18 protein-coding genes are annotated in these 20678 nt (G+C 68.7%); 11 read left to right on the top strand and 7 right to left on the bottom strand.

What is annotated here, in order from left to right; all coding sequences use genetic code 11:
* The first annotated feature begins 196 nt into the window (after nucleotides 1-196).
* From QZT59_RS04915 to QZT59_RS04900, 4 genes are all read left to right on the top strand, one after another.
* On the top strand, nucleotides 197-1942 hold the full coding sequence (locus tag QZT59_RS04915) for an ABC transporter substrate-binding protein (protein WP_290812187.1): 1746 nt from the start codon (nucleotides 197-199) through the stop codon (nucleotides 1940-1942).
* Nucleotides 1942-2844, top strand: coding sequence for a phosphatase PAP2 family protein (locus QZT59_RS04910; RefSeq protein WP_290812184.1), 903 nt, complete (start codon nucleotides 1942-1944; stop codon nucleotides 2842-2844). Before QZT59_RS04915 ends, QZT59_RS04910 begins: the two co-directional genes overlap by 1 nt.
* An 82-nt stretch (nucleotides 2845-2926) precedes the next feature.
* Nucleotides 2927-4894 (top strand): ABC transporter substrate-binding protein, encoded by a 1968-nt coding sequence (locus QZT59_RS04905; RefSeq protein ID WP_290812181.1) that lies wholly within the window; start codon nucleotides 2927-2929, stop codon nucleotides 4892-4894.
* A 4-nt stretch (nucleotides 4895-4898) separates the two neighbouring features.
* Complete coding sequence (locus QZT59_RS04900) at nucleotides 4899-5753, top strand: phosphatase PAP2 family protein (protein ID WP_290812179.1); 855 nt, start codon at nucleotides 4899-4901, stop codon at nucleotides 5751-5753.
* 149 nt (nucleotides 5754-5902) lie between these two features.
* Here the strand turns inward: QZT59_RS04900 and QZT59_RS04895 are convergent, their stop codons facing one another.
* Both QZT59_RS04895 and QZT59_RS04890 read right to left on the bottom strand, forming a co-directional pair.
* Nucleotides 5903-6253, bottom strand: coding sequence for a hypothetical protein (locus QZT59_RS04895; RefSeq protein WP_290812176.1), 351 nt, complete (start codon nucleotides 6251-6253; stop codon nucleotides 5903-5905).
* A 104-nt stretch (nucleotides 6254-6357) separates the two neighbouring features.
* Nucleotides 6358-7125: a DUF2797 domain-containing protein gene (locus QZT59_RS04890; RefSeq protein WP_290812174.1), complete on the bottom strand. Its 768-nt coding sequence runs from the start codon at nucleotides 7123-7125 to the stop codon at nucleotides 6358-6360.
* A 261-nt stretch (nucleotides 7126-7386) separates the two neighbouring features.
* Between QZT59_RS04890 and QZT59_RS04885 the strand changes: the two genes are divergently transcribed.
* Nucleotides 7387-7719 (top strand): BsuPI-related putative proteinase inhibitor, encoded by a 333-nt coding sequence (locus tag QZT59_RS04885; protein WP_290812171.1) that lies wholly within the window; start codon nucleotides 7387-7389, stop codon nucleotides 7717-7719.
* A gap of 369 nt (nucleotides 7720-8088) precedes the next feature.
* On the opposite strand, the gene QZT59_RS04880 is transcribed toward QZT59_RS04885, so the two are convergent.
* Nucleotides 8089-10167 carry a hypothetical protein gene (locus QZT59_RS04880; protein WP_290812168.1) on the bottom strand — a complete coding sequence of 693 codons (2079 nt, stop codon included), beginning with the start codon at nucleotides 10165-10167 and terminating at the stop codon, nucleotides 8089-8091.
* A gap of 176 nt (nucleotides 10168-10343) precedes the next feature.
* On the opposite strand from QZT59_RS04880, the gene QZT59_RS04875 reads away from it, so the two are divergent.
* The 3 genes from QZT59_RS04875 to QZT59_RS04865 all read left to right on the top strand — a co-directional run bounded on the left by QZT59_RS04875 (nucleotide 10344) and on the right by QZT59_RS04865 (nucleotide 14197).
* Nucleotides 10344-11171, top strand: coding sequence for an alpha/beta fold hydrolase (locus QZT59_RS04875; protein ID WP_290812165.1), 828 nt, complete (start codon nucleotides 10344-10346; stop codon nucleotides 11169-11171).
* An 88-nt stretch (nucleotides 11172-11259) separates the two neighbouring features.
* Entirely contained in the window at nucleotides 11260-12531 is a 1272-nt protein-coding gene (locus QZT59_RS04870) for an ethylbenzene dehydrogenase-related protein (RefSeq protein WP_290812162.1), read from the top strand.
* Nucleotides 12532-12862: 331 nt separating this feature from the next.
* On the top strand, nucleotides 12863-14197 hold the full coding sequence (locus tag QZT59_RS04865; RefSeq protein ID WP_290812159.1) for an MFS transporter: 1335 nt from the start codon (nucleotides 12863-12865) through the stop codon (nucleotides 14195-14197).
* 123 nt (nucleotides 14198-14320) lie between these two features.
* Here the strand turns inward: QZT59_RS04865 and QZT59_RS04860 are convergent, their stop codons facing one another.
* From QZT59_RS04860 to QZT59_RS04850, 3 genes are all read right to left on the bottom strand, one after another.
* Nucleotides 14321-14683 (bottom strand): hypothetical protein, encoded by a 363-nt coding sequence (locus QZT59_RS04860; RefSeq protein ID WP_290812156.1) that lies wholly within the window; start codon nucleotides 14681-14683, stop codon nucleotides 14321-14323.
* A 153-nt stretch (nucleotides 14684-14836) separates the two neighbouring features.
* Nucleotides 14837-15154 (bottom strand): hypothetical protein, encoded by a 318-nt coding sequence (locus tag QZT59_RS04855; RefSeq protein WP_290812153.1) that lies wholly within the window; start codon nucleotides 15152-15154, stop codon nucleotides 14837-14839.
* Between the two features lie 198 nt (nucleotides 15155-15352).
* Complete coding sequence (locus tag QZT59_RS04850; protein ID WP_290812150.1) at nucleotides 15353-15994, bottom strand: DUF502 domain-containing protein; 642 nt, start codon at nucleotides 15992-15994, stop codon at nucleotides 15353-15355.
* Nucleotides 15995-16402: 408 nt separating this feature from the next.
* Between QZT59_RS04850 and QZT59_RS04845 the strand changes: the two genes are divergently transcribed.
* Nucleotides 16403-16609, top strand: coding sequence for a hypothetical protein (locus tag QZT59_RS04845; RefSeq protein ID WP_290812147.1), 207 nt, complete (start codon nucleotides 16403-16405; stop codon nucleotides 16607-16609).
* A gap of 271 nt (nucleotides 16610-16880) precedes the next feature.
* On the opposite strand, the gene QZT59_RS04840 is transcribed toward QZT59_RS04845, so the two are convergent.
* The gene (locus QZT59_RS04840) at nucleotides 16881-18221 is read right to left on the bottom strand and encodes an MATE family efflux transporter (protein ID WP_290812190.1); all 1341 of its coding nucleotides are present in this window, start codon (nucleotides 18219-18221) and stop codon (nucleotides 16881-16883) included.
* Between the two features lie 509 nt (nucleotides 18222-18730).
* Here QZT59_RS04840 and QZT59_RS04835 point away from each other — a divergent pair.
* A complete protein-coding gene (locus tag QZT59_RS04835; RefSeq protein WP_290812144.1) occupies nucleotides 18731-18979 on the top strand; it encodes a hypothetical protein in 249 nt (82 codons plus the stop codon).
* Nucleotides 18980-18981: 2 nt separating this feature from the next.
* Nucleotides 18982-20451, top strand: coding sequence for a sodium:solute symporter (locus tag QZT59_RS04830; RefSeq protein WP_290812141.1), 1470 nt, complete (start codon nucleotides 18982-18984; stop codon nucleotides 20449-20451).
* Nucleotides 20452-20678 lie beyond the last annotated feature (227 nt).

The following is a 20678-nucleotide window of genomic DNA, read 5'->3' as shown; positions in this document are numbered from 1 at the left end:
TGACCCGTTCGGGCCGAGGCGGCGTCCGAATGACCCGTTCGGGCCGAGGCGGCGTCCGAATGACCCGTCCAGGCCCGACGCGGCGTCCGAATGACCCGTCCAGGCCCGACGCGGTATCCGAATGCGTCCGAGTCGCACGGAACGGACTATCACAATATAACTATATGTCAGAGCTATATATTCACGATAGAGTCGAATGAACGGTAGAGGGTCCGGCCGTCGCGGCGTCGGCAGGCGGACGTTGCTCGCGTCGGGGGCGGCCGGCGTCGCGCTCTCGCTGAGCGGCTGTTCGAACCGCGTCGGGAGCGTCGTCCACACCTCCAGCAACCAGCTCTCGGTGACGATCACCACCGTCCCGGACGACGACGACCGGCAGGTCAACGGCATCTTCCAGGCCCTCGAATCGAACCTCGAGGCGGTCGGTATCGACGTTTCCGTCGATCCGCGGACGACCCACGAGTTCGAGCGGACCGTGCTGTTCGACAACGACTTCGACCTCTACGTGGGTCGGTATCCGGGTCGGCGGGATCCGGACTTTCTCTACGAATTACTCCACTCGCGGTTCAAAAACGAGGTCGGCTGGCAGAACCCGTTCGGCTTCTCGAGCATCGATCTCGACGAGCAGCTCGAGGCCCAGCGTCGTCAGACCGGCGACGAGCGTCGGGAGACGCTCGCGGACGTTCTGGAGCGGACCGTGGTAGAAAAGCCGTTCGTTCCCCTGTGTCTCTCCCACGAAAATCGGGTCGTCCGGGAGGATCGCTTCGACGGGTGGGATCGGTCCCACCTGGCCGACGGACGCGCCTACCTCGCGCTCGACCCGCTCGAAGCGGACGATCGGCTCACCGTCGCGACGACCGACGCGCGTCCGACCCAGAACCTGAACCCGCTGGCCGCCCACTACCGGGACCGCGGAACCGTGATCGACCTCCTCTACGACTCGCTCGGGACGTGGCTCGAGGGCGAGTTTGTTCCCTGGCTCGCGGCCGACTGGGAGCGGGACGGGTCGGAACTGCTCGTGACGATCGGGTCCGACTGTCGGTTCCACGACGGGGAGTCCCTCGACGCCGCGGACGTCGCGTTCACCTACGAGTTCCTGGGGGATCTCTCGCTCGGCCGAGCGGAAACGCCGGTTCCGTCGCCCCGATACCGCCGGGAGCTGTCGGCGGTGCGATCGATCGAGGTCGTCGACGAGCGGGCCGTCGAGTTCGTCGTCGACGCGGTGCCGGACGTCGTCCGCGACGTCCTCACCGTGCCGATCCTTCCCGAACACGTCTGGCGGGACCTCGTCGAGGGGTTGGACGACGAGACGGCGGTGACCGAGGAGTGGCTCCGCGATGCCGTCCTGTCCGACGACGTAGCGCGCGTGGGAAGCGGCCCGTTCGCCTTCGGAGAACGGAGCGAACGCGACCGGTTGACGCTCGAGCGGTTCGAGGATCACTTTTCGTTGCGCTCCGACGTCGAGCTCCCGGCGCCGCCCGTCGAGGAGTTTCGTCTCCGGGTCGCTCCCAACGGCGCGTCGGCGATCGACCTGGTCGACGCCGGGCGAGCGGACGCGACCGTCTCCGCGCTCGAGGCCCACGTGGTGGACGCGGCGGCGGCCGCCGAGGAGGCGTCCGTGGTGACGTCCGAGGCGCGCTCGGTGTACCACGTCGGCTTCAACGTCAGGCGCGCGCCGTTCGCCAATCCGAACTTTAGACAGGCGGTGGCGAGGCTGCTCGACCGCACCTGGCTCGTCGAATCGGTGTTCGACGGCCACGCCGACCCCGTCGCGGTCCCCGCGGACGACGAGACCGCTCCCTCGGCGTTCGAGTGGAACGGGGCGGACCCCGTGGCGCCGTTCGCCGGCCGGGACGGCGAACTCGACGAGTCGGCCGCCCGCGACGCCTTCCGGGATGCCGGCTTCCGCTACGACGATGACGGCCGGCTGGTGGTGAACTACTGATGCTGGTCGACGTGCTGGCGCGGTTGACGGTCGTCGTCGCGGTCATGCTGGCGGTCGCGATCCCGACGATCGTCGGCGTCGGTCGGCTGTGGGCCGCCCTCGGGGACTGGCGCCGGCGCGTCGGGGCGGCGCTGCCGATCGCGACGGTCCTGGTGCCGGTCTTGCTGGTGAATCGCCTCGCACGTCAGGACCTGATCGGCGTCTCTCGGACCTACGGCATCCGGGCCACCGGACTCATCTACGACGTCGAGGGGGATTTCGTTCTGCTCTTCCAGACCGTCTCCAGCACGCCGCTGACCAGGTACTTCTCGTTTATCTACATCTACGCGTACGCGTTCATGCTGATCTTCCCGGTCGTGGCCTACTTCGCGCTGCGGGACACGACCACCCTCAGGCGACTGCTGGCCGCCTACACGCTGAACTACGCGATCGGTGCGACCGTCTACGTGCTCGTGCTCGCGTACGGTCCCCGGAACCTGCTCGGCGAAGAGATCGGGACCATGCTGTACACCTTCCGCCCGGATTACCAGCATCTCACCGGAGAGGTCAACCACAACACGAACGTCTTCCCGTCGCTGCACACGTCGCTGTCGGCGACGGTGGCGATCTTCGCGTACCGAACTCGTCGGGAGTTTCCGCTGTGGACGCCCGTCGCGGTCGGCCTCGCCGTCAGCGTCTGGATCTCCACGATGTACCTCGGCATCCACTGGGCGGTCGACGTGCTCGCCGGACTGGTCCTCGCCGCGGGGAGCGTGGCGCTGGCCGATCGACTGGTGGGTCGGTGGGACGTCCCCAGCCGTCTCGAACCGGCGACCCGTCGACTGGGCCGGACGTACGAGCGGATCGCGCCGCTCTACGACCGCCTGGAGGCGCTTACCGGACGACTGCTCGGACGAACGTGAACGTCGTCGGGTGAGTGTCTCGCGCGATGATCCGTGCGCAATACTGTTATAGCGTGCCCGGCCAAGTATATGCCACGATCGAATGGACCAGGAGCAGGCGGCCGCGAGCCGGGCCATCACGCGACGACGAGCGCTCGCCGGCGGAGCGGCCGGCGCATCGGCCGCCCTCGGCGGCTGTATACGCGAGGTCCGCAACGTGGTCAGGCGGGCGCCGGACAATCACCTCTCGCTCTCGATCTCGACCGTGCCGGGCGACGACGACCCGCAGGCGATCCAGCTCGCCACGGCGCTCCAGGAGGCCCTCGAGCTATCGGGTGTCGACGCCGACCTCTCGCTGTTCACCCGGGAAGAGCTCCACCGGGAGATCCTGATCAATCACGACTACGACCTCTTCGTCGCTCGGCACCCGGGCGGGATCGACCCGGACTTCCTCTACGAGGCGTTCCACTCGAAGTTCGCCGACGAGTGGGGCTGGCAGAACCCGTTCGGATTCGCTCACATCCCGATCGACAACGCCCTCGAGCGTCAGCGCCGCGGGACGGGCGAGCAACGACGCGACGACGTCACCGAACTGCTGTGGGCGGTCGTCAACGAGCAGGTGCTGACCCCGATCTGCAGGCCGACGGAGTGTCGACTCGTCGGGGGGGACCGGTTCGACGGCTGGGATCGCCACCATCTCGGCGACCGGCTGGCGTACGTGGCAGCCGATCCCGACTCCGACGTCACCGAACTCAGGGGCGTGATCACGGACGTTCGACCGACGAAGAACCTCAATCCCATCTCCGCGGAGTACCGCGACCGCGGAATCTTCGTCGACCTGCTGTACGACTCGCTCGGCACCTACGACGACGACGAAATCGTCCCGTGGCTGGCCGAGGAGTGGGAGTGGGAAGACGGCGACGAAGACGACGAGAGCGGTACGAACGACGGCGACGAGAGGGGTACGGAGGACCGCGACGAGAGCGGTGCGGACGACGACGAGAACGGGACGGAGGACGACGACGAGAACGGGACGGAAGACGACGACGAGAACGGGACGGAAGACGACGACGAGAACGGGACGGAGGACGACGAGAACGGGGCGGACTACGACGACGAAACCGGGGAGGGTCGGGGCAAGTGGGCGACGGTCCGGCTCCGTTCTGCCACCTGGCACGACGGCGAACCGCTGACCGCCGCGGACGTCGCGTTCACCTACCGGTTTCTCGCGGATACGACGCTCGGCAAAACCGACGTTCCGTCACCGGCGCCGCTGTATCGGGGTCGGGCGACGGCGATCGAGGAGGTGAGGGTGGTCTCCGATAACCGACTCCGAATCCGGGCGGCCGGCGGTCCGGAGGCGGCCGAGAACGCGTTCACCGTGCCGATCCTCCCCGAACACGTCTGGGCCGACCGGACCGACGAGGCGGAATTTCCCGGCGTCGACACCGCGGAGGGGACGACCGAAGCCGTGGTGACGGACAACGTCCCGCCGATCGGCAGCGGTCCGTTCGCGTTCGTCGATCGATCCGAGCGAGACCGGATCGAACTCGAGCGCCACGAGGATCACTTCGCACTGAACGCGCTGGACCTGCCGACGCTGCGCACCGAGACGTTTCGGATCGACGTGGTCCCCAGCACCGGCGCCGCGATCGAGGCGATCGAGGAGGGCGACGCCGACGTAACGATCTCCCCGCTCGACCCCGAAGTCGTCGACGCGGCCGATCTCGACGACGACGTGGCGATCGTGGAGTCGCCGTCCCGGGCGATCTACTGCGTCGGGTTCAACACGCGGGCGGCACCGCTGCAGAACGCGAACTTCCGTCGAACCGTGGCGTCGCTGCTCGACAAGGAGAACCTCGTCGAGGAAGTCTTCGCCGGGAAGGCCGAGCCGATCGCGTCGCCGGTTACCGGCGAGTGGCTGACGTCATCGCTCGAGTGGGCGGACTCGGATCCGATCACCCCCTTCCTCGGAACCGACGGGGAACTCGACGAAACGGCCGCCAGGGAGGCGTTCGAAGAGCACGGCTACCGGTACGACGAGGACGGGAACCTCCTCGTGAGAAACTGATCCGATGCTCCTTCGCGTTCTCGTACAATTGACGCTGGTGGTCGGGTTCATGCTGGCCGTCGCGACCGTCTGGCTCGTCGGCCGGAACCGACTCGTTCGGACCCGGAACGAGTTCCCGTCGCGGCTGCGGTCGATCGTCCCGATCGGAATCGTCCTCGTGGTCGTCCTGCTCGTCAACAGCGTCGTCCGACAGTTCATTCCCGACGTCTCCTGGATGATCGGCTGGGAGCTCACCTGGACGTTCTTCGAGATCGAGGGGAACCTCGTCGGCTGGATCCAGCGCTACGAGACGCCGGCGCTGACGGCGTACTTCTCGTTCGTCTACGTCTACGGCTACGCATTCTTGCTCATCTTTCCGGTCGTCGCCTACTTCGCGCTCTCGGAGACGAAGCCGGTTCGACTGCTCCTGACCGCCTACACGATCAACTACACGGTCGGGCCGCTGATCTACGTCTTCTTCATCGTGTACGGTCCCCGAAACTTCGCCGCGGAGGGCCTGCTGTACGACGCGTACCCGCGCTATCAGCATCTGACCGGCGAGGTCAATCGAAACACGAACGTCTTTCCGTCGCTGCACACCTCCCTGTCGGTGACGGTCGCGATCTTCGCCTACCGAACCCGGGAGGTCTACCGCGGCTGGTACCCGATCGCGCTCGTCCTCGCGGGCAGCGTCGCGTTCTCGACGATGTACCTCGGCATCCACTGGGCGATCGACGTCGTTGCGGGCGTCGCGCTCGCGTATCTCAGCGTCCACGCGGCGGACGCGCTGATCGACCGGTGGGACGTCTACGAACACCTCGAGCCGTACTACGAGCGCTACGTGGCCCCCTCGGTCGGCCGCCTCGTGGACCGACGGTAGCCGGCCTCCGATCCGTTCCCGGGAGCGATCCGGCGGCGTCGCTCCCGGATCGGCGGTCGGAGAATCGGTCGGCTCGACCGCGCCCTGGCGGCGCTCGGGTGGAATCGATCGGCCCCGGGGGCCCGGCCGGCCGGTCGCCGTCGCGGCGATCAGTCGTCCTCGAGCGCGTCGGCGATCCGCTGGAGCTGTCTGGTCGCGTCGCGAACCTCGTCGCGAAGCTGGCGAACCTCCCGGACGAGTTCCTCGTTGCCCGCCTCCTGGCCGCGGGCCCCGCCGGGACCGCCGCCCATCATGCCGCCCATCATCTGGGCGAAGGGGTTGCCGCCGCCGCCCATGCCGGGACCGCCGCCGCCGAACGGGCTCTCGGGAGCCTCGCCCGACTCGCCCTCTTCGGCGCGCTTCTCGCGGATCTCTTCGACGCGCTCACGGAAGGATTTCTCTTCGCCGTCGTCTCCGGCCTCGTCGGCGCCATCGTCGGCGTCGCCGCTGTTGTCTGCCATGCGTCGGAATTACCCAGCGGGTCGGAAAAGGATTGTCATGGCCGTCGCCGGGGCCGGTCCCGTCTCGCGCGCTACGCCGCCACCGCGTTCCGCCCGCGCCGCCGTCAGGGGGACCCGAACGAGCCGAGCGACGACTGGAGGTGGCGGTCCGTCCCGCCGACCGCGACCTCGTATCCGACCAGGTCCCGCATGTCGACGGCGTATCGCGTTCCGCCGCGCGCTATCACCAGGAGCCGGCCCTTGCAGCCGACGACCGTCCCCGTCGCGATCGTTTCGGCAACCGGTCGGCTCGACAGATCGAGCCCGTAGTCGAACGCGAAGCGATCGATCACGTCGAAGTCCGCGAGCACCGACTCCCAGGCGGCATCCTCGACCGTCGCCGCGAGCCCGGCGACCTTGCTGGGCGTTCCGACGCGATCGGGCAGCGCGTCGGCGTACTCCGCTTCGAGTTCCCGAGCGATGCGCCCGTTCGAGACGGTGTGTACGTGCGCCCCACGGTCCGCGCCTTGCTCTCTGAACCTGGTCTCGAGGCGCTCCAGCCTCGTGACGCCGACCTTGAACGTCGTCGGCGCGAACGCGGCGATGTAGACGGCGTGCTCGTCGTAGCAGTCCATCTCGTCTTTCAGGCACGTACCGGTACAGCGCGCGCAGATCCAGGTCGAGGCGTGTTCCTCGCAGTAGGGCGCCGCGAGGCGATCGCAGGACTCGTGGCGGTCGGCGGCCCGGTCGATTCGACCGGCGCACCGTCGCTCGCCGAGCGCGTACGCGAGTTCCGTCCCGGGTTGGAGTGGCTGTCGAGTGAGGCGGCCGTCGTCGTCGACGACGAGCAGCGCAGCCCCGCGACCGGTCGGTTCGTACCCGACGACTTGCACGTCTGGCGCTTGGGCCGGCCCGCTCAAATGTGTAGCGTTCGTTCGAGCCGTTCCGTGTCGCCCGGCGCAACCGTTCCGAACGTCGAAAGAGTTAATTTTCTATGGAAATAACCTCCAACTGCGGTCAGGGGCATCACCTCACTGCCCGTATCCGCAGTCGTTCCCCCCGACCCCATTCGAACGGTCGCTCGGCCGCCCCCGTCGGCCGATTTTGGCGCCCGGGACCAAAGTATAATGGCGACGGCGTCGGAAACTGCGCCCATGACGCTCGAGGCGACGCTGGCTGCGGAACCGACCGACGACGGCGTGGCGTTCACGCTGACCGTGACCAACACCGGTTCCGAGCCCGTGCAAGCGCGGTTCACGGACGCCGGTCGGGCGGACGTCGCCGTCTACGACGGCGATCGGGAAGTCTGGCGGTTCTCGGCGGGGCGGATGTACGCGCAAGTGATGGGGAGCGAACGATTCGAGCCGGGCGAGCCCCGCAGCTTCGACGCGGCGTGGCGGGATCCGGAACCCGGCTCGTACACCGCCGTCGGCGAACTCCGCGCGAGCGACCGGTCGTGCCAGGCCCGGACCGAATTCACGGTTTGAGTCGCCGCGCGATCAGCGACGACCGACGAGTAACGGCACCGGACGGCGACCCCGCCCGGATCCGGGCCCACCGGGGCCCGGCCGATCATCCCGTCAAGAAGCCACCCGCCGGTACGCGCGTCGCGGGCCGGCCGTCGCGTCGCTCCGAGGCGGGCGTCGGGAATCCGGGGGAGTGACGGACGGTGCGTCGGCAGTTGGTGAGCGATGCGGTGCCTGTCGCCAGGACGGACAATAGTTTACTCATTCCGGAGTAAATAGTTGGTCGGTACGGATACGCCTTTCGGCGACCGCCGATCGTGCGGGGCACCGGCGACGACTCTTCGACGTCCCTTCCGCGGCCGGTTTTCGCGACCACCCCGGCCCACCGAATCACTCCGCGTCGGCGGCCGTTCGTCCGCCGGCTTCGCGGACGATCGATTCGACGTCGGCCCCGTCGCCGGTCAGCAAGCGGTCGTTCAGCTTGACCACGATCGTCTCGTCCTCGACGAGCGTCGCGACGTCGTCGACGGAGAGCCGGCGGGGTTGCTCGACGCGCGCGCCGACGAGCCAGAACCCGTCGTGAACGGCTTCGTCGAAGAGTCGCGCGAGCGATCCGTCGTCCGCCTCGAAATGCACGACTGCTCCGAGTCGAGCGACGTCGGTGGGGCGACTCCGGAGTTCGAACTCGAACTCGTCTCGGCCGGTCGGTCGAACGTCCGCCAGTATCGGCGACTCTCCGGGTCGGCGAACGACCGTCACCGACGCGTCCCCGACGTACCGGACGTCCGTTTCGCGGTCGAGACCCGCCAGGACGGACGCGTGTTGGAGTGTGAAGCCGTTGGCAAACAGCGTCAGCAGCGGTCGCGCGACGCCGGGCCGAACCCGATCGTCGGTCACGAATCCCGCGACCGCTCCCGCGGACACGAGTTCGAGGCAGTCCGTCGGCGACGCTCCGGCGGCGAGTCCGACCGCCGTCGCGCCGACGTCGTCGGCGTCCCCGACGACGAACGTCCCGTCGGCGCACCGGACGCCGCGTTCCGTTCCCGGGAGATCGGAGTAGAGGATCGTGTGGTCGGTCGAGAGCATTCGACCGAACTCCGCCACCGTGGGTTGCTCGATCACCCTCACGCTCGCGTCGGGATCGAGGCGATCCTCGAGTCGTCGGAACGACCGCGCACGCTCGGGTTCTCGGGTCGCTATCGCGATGCGCGCATCGGCCGACGTCGGTCGCTCGAAGTCCCGCGCGTGTTCGAACGCCTCGGGCGCGAGCAGACAGGTGCCCGGCTGCGGGTTCCCGTTCGTGTGCGCGGTCAGGGCCGAATCCGGTATCGAGTCGGCGGCCGGCGTCGCTCGATCGGTCCTCGGCGACCGCCCCGAGCGTTCGACCCGAATCAGCGCGAGTTCGTGAAGCAGCGGCGAGAGGTACTTGACGTCCGAGGGAGCCGGCCGCAACACCGCCGTCTTCGGCCACTCGGGGAGAAACGGTTCGATGACGTCCCGCGAAACCTCCAGGTACTCGAGCAGTTGTTCCGAGAGCGAAACGTCGTACAGGTTCGGCGGGTAAAACGGCAGGTGCGGAGCGAGCAGATCGTACTCGACTCGTTCCGTCGGCGTGTAGCCGGATTCCCTGACCAGCGAGTCGAGCAGGAGACAGCGCGACAGCAGGTCCGCGACCCGCTCTTCGACCGACTGTCGCGCGGTTTCGAGCGGTTCGACGTGGCCGTTCGCGAGCGCGAGCGCGGGTCGGTCGGCCGCTCGCACCGCCGCGCCGAGGTAGAAGACCAGCGGCGCGACCTGGAAACAGTGCTCGTAGGTCGCCGGAATCTCGACGGCGACGCCCGTCTCTGGCGCCCGCAGCGCCGGCGGCACTCGGAACTCCTCGCCGCGCTCCAGCGTCGGCGGGTGACCCCGGAGCGTCGGCCAGGACCGCTCGCAGCTGAACTCCTTGATCGAGGAGGCCACGTACGGGAGGGCTTCGAGCAGGGCGTCGGGGTCGTCGGGGACCGTGATGGTCGCCTCCGGCCGCGAGTGGAGCGACCGGGCGCCGATCGTGACCTGTGACGGCTCCGCCAGGTCGATCTTCACCGCGTGATCTGCCCCGTCGCCGATCCGCTGTTCGGTCGCGAACGCCGCGTCGTTGATCCGGAGGTGTACCTTCACGGCCCCAACGATCGAGACGTAGTACGTGCCGTGAGGGAACTCCCCGCGCTCGTCGCAACCGCCGTCGAGCGGGTCCCCGTTCTCGTCCCAGATGGTTCGGCCGAAGGCGGTCTCGAACCGCAGCGACGACGCCGACACCGTGATCGCCTCGTCGACGGGAAACAGGAGGACGTCCTCCAGGGCGGGTTCCGGCGCCGGATCGCCGTCTACGTCGATCGTCAGCTCGGCGCTTTCGAGGGCGTCCCTGACGCGCACGGTCGCCCCATCGCGGTCGAAGGTGACGGGCGGGTGGTAGCGTCCCCCGGACATTTCACTCGCCGATACGGTCGACGGCGGTAAACCGGTATCGGCCCCGGACCGGTATCGACACCTGACCGGTATCGGCGACCGCAATCGGCATCGGCTCCGGATCGGCATCGGCCCCGAACCGGCATCGGCGACCGCAACCGGATCGCCCTTACGGATCGGGCGACAACCTCGGGACCATGTCCGCACTCACGCTCGACGACGGGACCATCCACTACGAGACCGCCGGCGACGGCGACCCGCTGGTGTTCGTTCACGGCGGCTGGATGGACGGGAACGCCTGGTACCCCCAGGTCGAGCGCTTCGCCGACGAGCACCGGACGATCACCCTCGACGTCCGCGGCCACGGTCGGACCGGCGCCACCGCCGCCGACCGCTACTCGATCGAACTCTTCGCCGACGACCTCGAGGCGCTGCTCGCTCACCTCGACGTCGACCGGCCCGCGCTCGTCGGCCTCTCGCTCGGCTCGATGGTCGTCCAGGAGTACCTCCACCGTCACCCCGACCGCGCTCGAGGGGCCGTCCTCGGGGGCCCCGTCCGGTCGATGCCGCCCGTCCCGATGCCGACGTCCGCCAAGCCCCTGTTCTCGCCGATCCCGGCGATTTCGACGTCCCTCGCGCTCGCCGGACAGGAGGCGACCTTCCGCTCGATGCTCGCCGGAATCCGCGCGACGACCGGCGCCCCGTGGCTGGCGCTCGATCGCGAGGTGCGCGAGCGCGCCATCCGCGGCGTCGCCGACGTCCCCGCCCGGGAGTACCGCAAGGTGTTCGACGCCCTCTACCGCTACGACGCGCCCGCGCTCGACGGCGTCGAGACGCCCACGCTCGCCGTCTACGGCGACCACGAGGCCTGCCCCGTCAAGCGCCAGGGCGACGCGATCGCGTCCTCGGTGGCGACCGGCGACCGCGTCGAGATCCCCGACGCCGGCCATCTGGTGAACCAGGACCGGGTCGAGGCGTTCAACCGCGTGCTCGCGGACTTCCTCGCCCGCGTTCCGGCGAGCTGACGCGGCGCCGCGGACTCGCCGGCGCGGTCGTCGGCCGAACCCTGCGCTGATCGAAACGCCCAATCCGACGACGCGCGCATCCCGCGCCATGCACGAGCGCTGGCGTCCCAAGACCCTCTCCAAGGAACTCCGAACGCAGGTCGCGTTCGACGACGAGCGGATCCACTTCCGCTTCGAGTGGGACCAGCCGGACCCCGGGGGCTGGCTGCACGATATGCTGATCTACCGCGACGGACGGTGGGAGCGGTTCGCCGACCCGTCCCCGTGGGTCGTCGGGGGCGACGCCGGCGAGTACCGGGGATTCTACGAGGACCGCCTGAGCTTCCTGGTGGACGACGGCTCCGTGAAGGGATTCGAGGAGTTCGGCGGTTGGCTGACAGCCCACGCGGGGATGCGGTCGATGCCGGACGCGGTCTCCGAGGCGGAGGTTCGGTCCCACGACCACTACGGTCCGGACGGGCTCGATAAGACCGACGTCCGGAAGTTCATCCCGCAGGCCTGTGCGGGCGAGTGGTGGGAGAACGACTGGCGACGGATGCGCTCGCAGGAGGAACTCGACCGGCTGAAGGACGACGGCGTCTTCCTCGATCTGCCGATGTGGCGGGCCCACCGGAGCGATCCCACGGGCTACGGGACGGACCACCACGTTCTGGACTACCGCCACTCCGACCGGGGACGGAACACGTACGGAACCCAGGAGTGGGATCCCGAAGACGGCCCCGAGTTGATGTGGGATCCGGACGTGGTCGCGGGCGGCGCGCTCGACTATCGCGCGGTTCGGGACGGAGAAATCCCCGCCCAGGGCGAGGGCACCTACGCGCTCCACGAGGACGACGCGGTCGCGTTCGACCCCGGCGTCGCCGAGCGAGAGGGTGCGATGATCCCCCGACGCCCCGTGCGGGAGCCCCACGGCAGCGCCGCGGACTGGACGGCGACCGGATCGTGGGACGACGGCGTCTGGACCGTCGAGATGTCCCGTGCGCTCCGGACCGACCACCCCGCGGACACCAAACAGCTCGAGGCCGGGGGCGTCTACACCTGGACGCCCGCCGTCCACCACGGCGCCGGCACGCGCTGGCACTGGGTCGCCTACCCCTACAAGCTCGGCCTCGGAATCGAACCCGACTACGTCGGCGACGAGTACGCCGCCGACACCGCGACGCTCGTCGCAGCGGAGTGCTCTGGCGAGGGGCCCGCCTGGGACGACGTCCGCACGTACTCGATCCCGCTCGTCTTCCCCGGCGTGCTCGACTGGACCGACCTCACGAGCGAGGACCACCCTCGCTCCGCGGAGATCCGGAACGCGGAGATCACGATGTGGGAGCTCTACGAGAAGGACCCGTCCTCGTTCCTGGAGTGATCGCCCGCGTTCGCCGTCGATCCTCGCGGAACGCCCGACGACCGTCCGCGACGTTCGGTGCCGGATGACGGAGGAACGGCTCGGATCAGATCGCGACGGGGATCGGCTCGGGACCGGTGACTCGGGATATCGCTCGGATCCAGCATCTGATGCACCGAGGATCGGCTCGGGACCGGTGACTCGGGATATCGCTCGGATCCAGCATCTGATGCACCGAGGATCGGCTCAGGACCGAAGACACGTGGTATCGCTCGGGCTCGGGATCGTTCGATATCGGCAATCCCCACGGATTGCAGGGGTGTTTTTGAGGGATGCGTGAGTGAGGTCGCCTATGACCCGACGGCAGGCCGAGGTCGCCGGCCCGCTGGACGCGTTCCGCCAGTTCTTCTCCCTCCAGCGGGACGTGCTGGTCCTCTCGCTGGCGATGTTCGCGTTCAGTCTGGGCTTCCAGATGACCAACCGCTTCCTGCCGGAGTACCTCGTCTTCCTCGGCGCGACGGGGTTCGTCGTCGGCCTGTTCGCGACGCTCGGCAACGTCATCGGGGCGGTTTACCCCTACTACGGCGGAGTCGTCTCCGACCGGGTCGGCTCGCGGTACGCCCTGACCGTCTTCGGCTTCGTCTCGAGTCTCGGGTTCGCGATCTGGCTGGTCGCCGCCTACGCGCCGACGATCGACCTCGTCGCGTTCGCGGTCGAGCCCTGGGTCTGGGTCTTCGTCGGGCTCCTGCTGGCCCAGTGCTGGAAGTCGTTCGGGATCGGCGGCCACTACGCGATCGTCAAGCAGGCGACGGAACCGAGCCGGCTGGCTCGCGGGTTCGCGAGCACGGAGACGTTCCGGCGGACGGCGTTTCTCATCGCGCCGCTGCTCGTCGCCGTCCTCGTCGCCGACGAGTTGCTGCCCGGCTTCCTGTGGGTCCTCGCGATCGCCATCGTCTTCGCCCTGCTCGGGACGGTCGCCCAGCACCTCCTGTACGACGCCGACGCGGATACGGTGGGCAAGGAGTTCGAGGGCTTCGGCCAGATCAGAGACGACCTCCGGGCGCTGCCCGACCCGCTCCGTCCGCTACTGGTGGCTGACACCTTCGTCCGGTTCGCCAACGGGATGGTGTACGTGTTCTTCATCCTGGTGATCACCCAGCTGATGGATATCGGGCTGACGGCGACCCTCCCCGCGGTCGGGACGGTCGACCTCTCGCCCGCCGCGTTCTTCGGCGTGCTCCTGGGGGTCGAGATGCTGGTCGCGCTGTTGACGATGGCGCCGGCCGCCAAGATCGCCGAGCACACCGGCCTCAAACCCGTGGTCGGGTTCGGTTTCTTCGTCTACGCCATCTTCCCCGTCCTGTTGATCTTCGGGCCCGAGTACGTCGGAGCGATCGACGAGGTCTGGGTCCTGATCGCGCTCTTTGCCTTCTCCGGGCTGCGGTTCGCCGGCCTGCCGGCGCACAAGGCGCTGATCGTCGGCCCGGCCGAGCGGGGGGCGGGCGGTCGGGTAACCGGCTCGTACTACTTCCTGCGGGGTGCGATCGTGATCCCGAGCGGCGCGCTCGGCGGCTACCTCTGGCAGTTCGTCAGTCCGGAGGTTTCGTTCACGATCGCCAGCGTCGTCGGGATGATCGGCGTCGCCTACTTCGCGCTATTCGGCACGGAGTTCGCGGCGTACGAGTGACGGAGCGAGCGGGTTCGGACTCGATTCGGAGCTCGACCCCGCCGATCTCGCTCGTCGAGAACCGGCCCCGGCGATCGCCGATCGGAACCATTCCGACGCCGGAGCCCACCGGCTACGGACGGCTCAGTCGTCGGACGGGTGGGGCGACGGGGCTCGCGAGCGCTCCGGGTAGCCCTCGAGCGCGGCCGCGAGGTCGTCGAACGCGTCGCCGACCGACACCGTCCGGGCTTCGGCGTCGTACTCGACGATATCGTAGTCGGCGAGTCGCGGCAGGTGATCGTGCACCAGCGAGATCGCGACGCGCTCGCGCGCACCGTCGTCCGCTAGCGACCGCTTACCTTCTCGCTCGACGATCGCGCGGACGCACTCCGCGAGGGAACTCTGGCGGTGCCTGCGGAGGTGTGCGAGCAGCCGACGGCGCCGAGAGTCCGCGAGGAGGGCGTGGAAAGCGTCGGTTTCGATCGAGCGGGGGTGGAGTGTGACCATCGTAACTACTCGTTGCCGGGCAGTCGGCTCAAGGGTTGGCCCAATACTGTTTAGGGCCCGCCGGATCGCGTGACTGATCGAACGTCCGATAGGTCGGCGGTCTCTCCCGCGTGATAGGGACTCCGGGCCTCACCGATCGACGGGGGTTCGGCCTCACCGATCTATTCCCGGTCGCTGAAACGTCGTCTCGGACGAGGCCGGCTCCGCGAGCGCGCGATCGAGCTCCGGCGCATCGAGGATCTCGTTGCGGTCCGGGCCGTCCTCCCAGCGGAAGTAGTATTCGTCCGCACATCCCGCGACCATACCCGATAGCGGGGCGTCTTCGTCGTGGACGACCGAGACGAGATCGCCGGTCACCGCGATAAGTACCGCATCCCGGGGTTTGGTGAGGGCCTCTCGGAGGTCCTCGACGGTACACTCCGTCGGCAGCTGCATGTGGACCCCGTCGACGGTCGCCCAGCGCGTCTCCATGGAGAACGGTAGCGCCGGAATCGGCTATACCCTTGGGCCCGCAGGTTCAAGCCCCCGAATCCGGCGAGGAGACGTGAACAACAAAGACGCTCGCGCTGAGCGACCCGAGTCGATCGCGATGCGGAGGAACCTCCGGCCGGCCGACCCGAGTCGATCGACGACGCGAAGCAGTCGTCGCCCGGTGTCCCGGGATTCGGATCAACGGCCCCCATCGTCGAGCCGGTCGGACGCCACGCCGAGCGTCGCGATCGTCCCGACGGCTTCCTCGACGGTGAGGTCGACGTCCCGGAGGCGCTCGGCGGGCACGTTGATGATAAAGCCGTTCGTCATCGGGTTCGGTCCGAGCGGAATCATGATCGAACACAACTCGTCGATTCCGGCGGCGTCATCGATCTGGGTCGGCGTGTCAGCGGTCAGGAACCCGAGCGCGTAGGCGTCGCGGTGTGGAAACTCGACGAGTTTCACGTCCTGGAACTGCCGGGTGTCGTCGTCGACGACGATGTTGCTCGCCCGGCGGATGCTGGTGTAGACGGCGCCCACGCCGGGGATCGTCCCCATCGTCCGATGGACGTTTCGGGAGAGCCGTTCCCCGGGCGTGTACTCCGCGACGAGACCGACGAGGACGAAGAGCCCGGGGAGGCTCGCCACGGTCAGGCCCGCCACGATCTCGTCTCGCGGCTCGTTCGTCCAGACGATCGCCACGCCCGCGACTACCGGCGAGAGGAGGCCGAGCAAGAGGTCGAACGCGATGACGACCACGAGGAGCGTGACGACGAGCGGGATGGTGATCACCACTCCCTTCACGAACCAGCGTTTGAGCGGCGAGGCGGAGAGTCCCACGACGGACGATGAGTGACGGTCCGAAGAAAACGATTTGGCACGCGTATGCACGTTTCGAGGGGTTTACAAGGATGTTTCGAGGGGTTTGCGAGGCCGGTTACCGGAATTCTCTTCGGTTCGCGAGGTCATCGGCCCGGAACCGGTGCGGTTCGGTCGACCGGTATCTCGGCTCCGGTGCGGTTCGGTCGGCCGTCGTCTCCGCTTCGATGCGGTACGGTCGGCCGTCGTCTCCGCTTCGATGCGGTACGGTCGGCCGTCGTCTCCGCTTCGATGCGGTACGGTCGGCCGTCGTCTCCGCTTCGGTGCGGTTCGCGGAGTCGACCCGGCCGATGTGAGTTGACCGACCGCCGCGTCGCGGCCCCGTCGGCGAGAAAGCATATACGGGTTCGGTCGCGACCCGGCGGTAACATGGTGCGAGATCGGACCGTCGGCGACGTTCTCGAACGCGTAGGCGAACGGCGGCGGGCCAAGCGCTGCCCCGACTGCGACGCGGTCGTCTCGATCCGCGGACTCCGTGGGGAGTACCGCTGGGAGTGTCTCGACTGCGACGCGATCGGCATCGGGTACGCGACCCGGTCGGGCGCCCTGGACGACGTTCGGCGTCGCCGCGGGTGAGGACGCTCGGGAGCCCGCCGTCGCGGGCGAAGGCGCTCGCGGACCCGCCGTCGCGGGCGAGGGGTCGGTAGGCCGTCCGACTGTCCCCGGAGTCACGTTTTTCGGGGGCGGGCCGCCGTCCGGGCGTTCCGTTTCGGCCGCCGCCACCGACAGCCAGCAGGTGCGGTTTGGTCGGGCCGCCGGTAGCGTCGCCCGGATCGGGCTGACCCTCACCGACGTAGCCACGACCGACGTCGTCACGGCGAGGACCGAGACCGATCGATTTTCGAACTCAGTCGTCTCCGGCGGATTCCGCCACGCTTCCGCGTTCGTACATCATCGAGGTACCCCGGTCGACCCACCTGCGGCGGTAGTAGACGATCCCGACGTAGCCGACGCGGAACGCGAAGTCGAGGACCACGGCCACGTAGGCCGCGGTCACGCCGTACCCGAGGACGACGCCGGCGACGTAGGTGAATCCGAGCAGGAAGACGAACGTCCCGACCATCCGGGCGACGAACGGGGTCAGCGTTTCGCTCCCGCCCCGGAGCGAGCCCGCCAGGACGATGTAGATCGCGATCAGGAACGCCGCGACGGCGTACGCCTGCGCGAACCCGATGGCGTAGCCGACGGTCGCGGGGTCGCGCGTGAACACGCGGACGAACCGGTCCGCGTACAGGAAGAGGGCGGCGCAGAGGCCGCCGATCGTGAGCGCGCTCAACCCGGTCGCGGCGGCGCCGACGTAGTACGCCTCCCGCGGGTCGCCGCGACCGAGCGCCTGGCCGACCAAGACGTTCGCCGCGACGCCGTAGCCCCGAGCGAGCGGGGAGGCGACCTGCTGGTACATCCGCCGCCCGACGTGGTAGGCCGCGTTGACCTCGGTGCCGAACGCCAGCAGGATCGCGTTGAACGGAAACTCGGCGATCATCTCCGAGACGCCCTCGGCGATCCGCGGCCAGCTGATGACGACGAGTTGCTTCGCGATGACGAGCTGGCGGGGTCTGACGTACCGGAGGTCGGTGGAGTCCATCCCGATGACGGCGAGGAACGTCACGGCGGCCGCGGTGTCTCCGATGGCGGTCGCCGCGGCGATGCCGATCACGCCGAGCGCGGGCAGGGGACCGACGCCGAACGCGAGGCCGACGGTCGCCAGGATGTTGAACGCGTTGACGACCCCGTTGACGTACATCGGCGTCCGCGTGTCGCCGGTCCCCTGGATCGAGCGCGCGGCGATGAAGTTGACGTGGATCGCCGGCGCCGACAGCATGATGAGCATGAGGTAGACGCTCCCGTACTCGACGACCTCGGCCATCGCCCCGTCTTCGGCCAGCCCGCCGATGACGGCGATCGCGTACTCGTTGGCCAGCAGGCCGAACAGGACGAACGGGATCCCGCCGAGGATCCCGATGAGCAGGGCCTGCGAGACCGCTTCGTCCCGGTTGGCGGTCGCACCGGCGCCGGTGTCCTGACTCGAGAGCGCGATCGCGCCGTCGCCGATTCCGATACCGAATCGGATCGGAAACCGAGCGTAGATGTCGGCGAGCCCGACCGCGGCGACCGCGGCGGGCGAGAAGAACCCCGCCACGATGAGGTCGGTCGTCCGCATCAGCGTTCGCAGCACCTGCTCGACCATCACGGGCCACGACAGGGAGAGGACGCGCTTCCAGACCGCCCAGAATCGATATTTTGCAAATTCGACCGGCAGGGAGGGCACGTTTTCCGGACTTCCCGCTTGCTCCGATTAAGAGTTTAGTTAGCGGAAGTGTGGAACGTCGCCGGGCGTTCGACGCCGCATCGACGAGCGCCACGTCCGTGTCGAGCAATCCTCGCCCGAACCGTTGCGTACGGGACCGGGCGGTCCACCGGGAACGCCTCGTGCGCGTCGACGGAGCGTCACTTCCGTGCGCGTCGACGAAAGCGCCACGAACGTTTCCGTCCGTGCCCCGGCGTTCGCTCGACAGAGGCGTCCCATCGACACCGGCCCCGCGATTCCCCCGACTCGCGATGCTACGTGCAGCGGCCGGCGCGCCGCTGAACCACCTCCACCGCGTGGCGACCGGCGCGCCGCTGAACCACCTCCACGTGAGGCTCCCGGACGGATGTGGAAACACCTATTCGGGACCGCCCGTCACACGAGACGTAATGAGCCGGTTCGCTTCGGTCGCCGACGTACTCGGTCGCGGTTCCACGGCGAAGTTCGTCTTCGTCGGCTTGCTGGCCGCGCTGCTCACGATCGGGGTCGGCCACCTCTACGTCGTTCGAGGGCTTACCGGGTTCCGACTCGGCGTGCCCGCGTGGCTGTGGCTGCAACTCGGCGTGGTGGTCGCGATGCTCGGACTCGCTTGGGCGACCGTCGGCCTCCTGACCGCCGCGGATCGCGGGGGCCGGTGACGATGCCGGTCACGGTCGCCCAGGCGACGTTCGCGATCTACCTGCTGTTCGTCCTCGCGGTCGGGTTCTACGCCGCCCGGTTCACCCAGCGAACGCCGCGGGACTTCTACGTCGCCGATCGGACGGTGGGCACGCTCGCGCTCGGCCTGACGCTGGTCGCGACGGTCCTGAGCGCGTTCACGGTCTTCGGGATCGGCGCCGCGACCGTCGGCACCGGCCTCGGCAACTTCTCGTTTCTCGCCATCGCGGCCGTCTGCTACACGCTGGTGTTCGCGACCGTCGGCGTCACCCTCCACCGGATCGGCCGGGAGATGGACGTCCTGACGCCCTCCGAGTACGTCCGCGAGCGCTACGACAGCCCGCTGCTCGGGGTCGTCTACCTCGGGGTCACCGGGATCTTCATGGTCGCGATGATCGCCGGCCAGCTGATCGGCGGCGGCGTCGCGCTCGACGCGCTGGTCGGCATCCCCTACCTGCCGGCGATCCTGGCGATGGCCGCGTTCATGATCGTCTACATCCACGTCGCGGGCTACCGGGGCGTGGTGTGGTCGGACGCGATCCAGTCGACGGTGCTGTTCGCCGTCCTCGTCGGCGCGACGGCGTACGTGATGGTCGGGATGGACGCCACCGCGATCGCGCAGGAGGCCGCCGCGGAGCAATCCGGACTCTTCGAACTCGACGGTCCCGGGGGAACCTGGACGCCGCTCGCGGTGATCACGGCGGCGCTGGCGTTCACCTTCGGCGTCCCCGGCTACCCGCACACCATCCAGCGGTACTTTTCGGCGAACGACGGGCCGACGATGCGGCGGTCGGGGTTCCTCTTCGCGATCGTCGCGATTCCGATCTACCTCTGTGGCGCGCTGCTGGGCGCGTGGTCGCTGGGCGTCGTTCCGCGACCGGAGAACGTCGACTACGTCATCCCGCTGCTGATCGAGGCGATCGCCCACCCCGTCGTCTTCGGGGTCGCGATGGCCGGCGCGACCGCGGCGATCATGTCGACCGCCGATTCGGTCGCGCTGACGATGAGTTCGATGGTGAGCCGGGACGTCTACTGCGAGTTCGTCGATCCCGACGCGGACGAGGTGACGGAGGTGCGAGTCACGCAGGCGCTACTGATCGCGATCATCGCGCTCGCGGTCCTCCTGGCGGCGGTTCGTCCCGCTGGCATCTTCGACCTGATCGCGTTCGCGGTCGTCGGGTTCGCGACGACCACCGCTCCCGTCTTCCTCGGCGCGTTCTGGCGCGGCGGGACGGTCGCGGGCGGCGTCGCGTCTCTGGTCTTGGGACCGGGAATCACCATCTTGTTCTTTGCGGGACTGATCCCGCCGACGTACACGCTCGGGATGCACTACGGCTTCGTCGGGGTGTGCATCTCCTACGCGATATTCGTCGTCGTCAGCCTCGCGACGAACGTCCCCACTGAGGAGGCGGTCGACCGTCACTCCCGGCCGTTCTGGGGCGGTGCCGATTGAGTTCGCCGGAAGGCGGCGTCGCCACTGTGCACTGCGGGCGTCAACGGAATGGGGACGTCGACAAAATGGGGACGTCGGCGGAAGTGGGGCGTCGGCGGAAGGGGGCGTCGGGGCCACGACTCTGTAGACGGTTCGTCGGGGTGGAAAACGGCACGCGGCGGCCGGCGCCGCGGGGGAGACGCCGCGCCGCGAAGCGGACGGGTGCTCGCCGTCGGGTGGGTGGGTGG

It is taken from the genome of Halovivax sp., from assembly GCA_007119345.1.
Taxonomy (GTDB): domain Archaea; phylum Halobacteriota; class Halobacteria; order Halobacteriales; family Natrialbaceae; genus Halovivax.
Note: the sequence above shows the minus strand (reverse complement) of the source record. Positions and strands in the feature narration are given on the sequence as shown.

Bases quoted from the DNA above. Each gene is read 5' to 3' on its own strand.
- QZT59_RS04875 (WP_290812165.1), top strand. From the start codon at position 10,344: ATGTCCGCACTCACGCTCGACGACGGGACCATCCACTACGAGACCGCC.
- QZT59_RS04870 (WP_290812162.1), top strand. From the start codon at position 11,260: ATGCACGAGCGCTGGCGTCCCAAGACCCTCTCCAAGGAACTCCGAACG.
- QZT59_RS04845 (WP_290812147.1), top strand. From the start codon at position 16,403: ATGGTGCGAGATCGGACCGTCGGCGACGTTCTCGAACGCGTAGGCGAA.
- QZT59_RS04915 (WP_290812187.1), top strand. From the start codon at position 197: ATGAACGGTAGAGGGTCCGGCCGTCGCGGCGTCGGCAGGCGGACGTTG.
- QZT59_RS04835 (WP_290812144.1), top strand. From the start codon at position 18,731: ATGAGCCGGTTCGCTTCGGTCGCCGACGTACTCGGTCGCGGTTCCACG.
- QZT59_RS04865 (WP_290812159.1), top strand. From the start codon at position 12,863: ATGACCCGACGGCAGGCCGAGGTCGCCGGCCCGCTGGACGCGTTCCGC.
- QZT59_RS04910 (WP_290812184.1), top strand. From the start codon at position 1,942: ATGCTGGTCGACGTGCTGGCGCGGTTGACGGTCGTCGTCGCGGTCATG.
- QZT59_RS04905 (WP_290812181.1), top strand. From the start codon at position 2,927: ATGGACCAGGAGCAGGCGGCCGCGAGCCGGGCCATCACGCGACGACGA.
- QZT59_RS04900 (WP_290812179.1), top strand. From the start codon at position 4,899: ATGCTCCTTCGCGTTCTCGTACAATTGACGCTGGTGGTCGGGTTCATG.
- QZT59_RS04860 (WP_290812156.1), bottom strand. From the start codon at position 14,683: ATGGTCACACTCCACCCCCGCTCGATCGAAACCGACGCTTTCCACGCC.
- QZT59_RS04895 (WP_290812176.1), bottom strand. From the start codon at position 6,253: ATGGCAGACAACAGCGGCGACGCCGACGATGGCGCCGACGAGGCCGGA.
- QZT59_RS04830 (WP_290812141.1), top strand. From the start codon at position 18,982: ATGCCGGTCACGGTCGCCCAGGCGACGTTCGCGATCTACCTGCTGTTC.
- QZT59_RS04880 (WP_290812168.1), bottom strand. From the start codon at position 10,167: ATGTCCGGGGGACGCTACCACCCGCCCGTCACCTTCGACCGCGATGGG.
- QZT59_RS04885 (WP_290812171.1), top strand. From the start codon at position 7,387: ATGACGCTCGAGGCGACGCTGGCTGCGGAACCGACCGACGACGGCGTG.
- QZT59_RS04840 (WP_290812190.1), bottom strand. From the start codon at position 18,221: ATGGTCGAGCAGGTGCTGCGAACGCTGATGCGGACGACCGACCTCATC.
- QZT59_RS04855 (WP_290812153.1), bottom strand. From the start codon at position 15,154: ATGGAGACGCGCTGGGCGACCGTCGACGGGGTCCACATGCAGCTGCCG.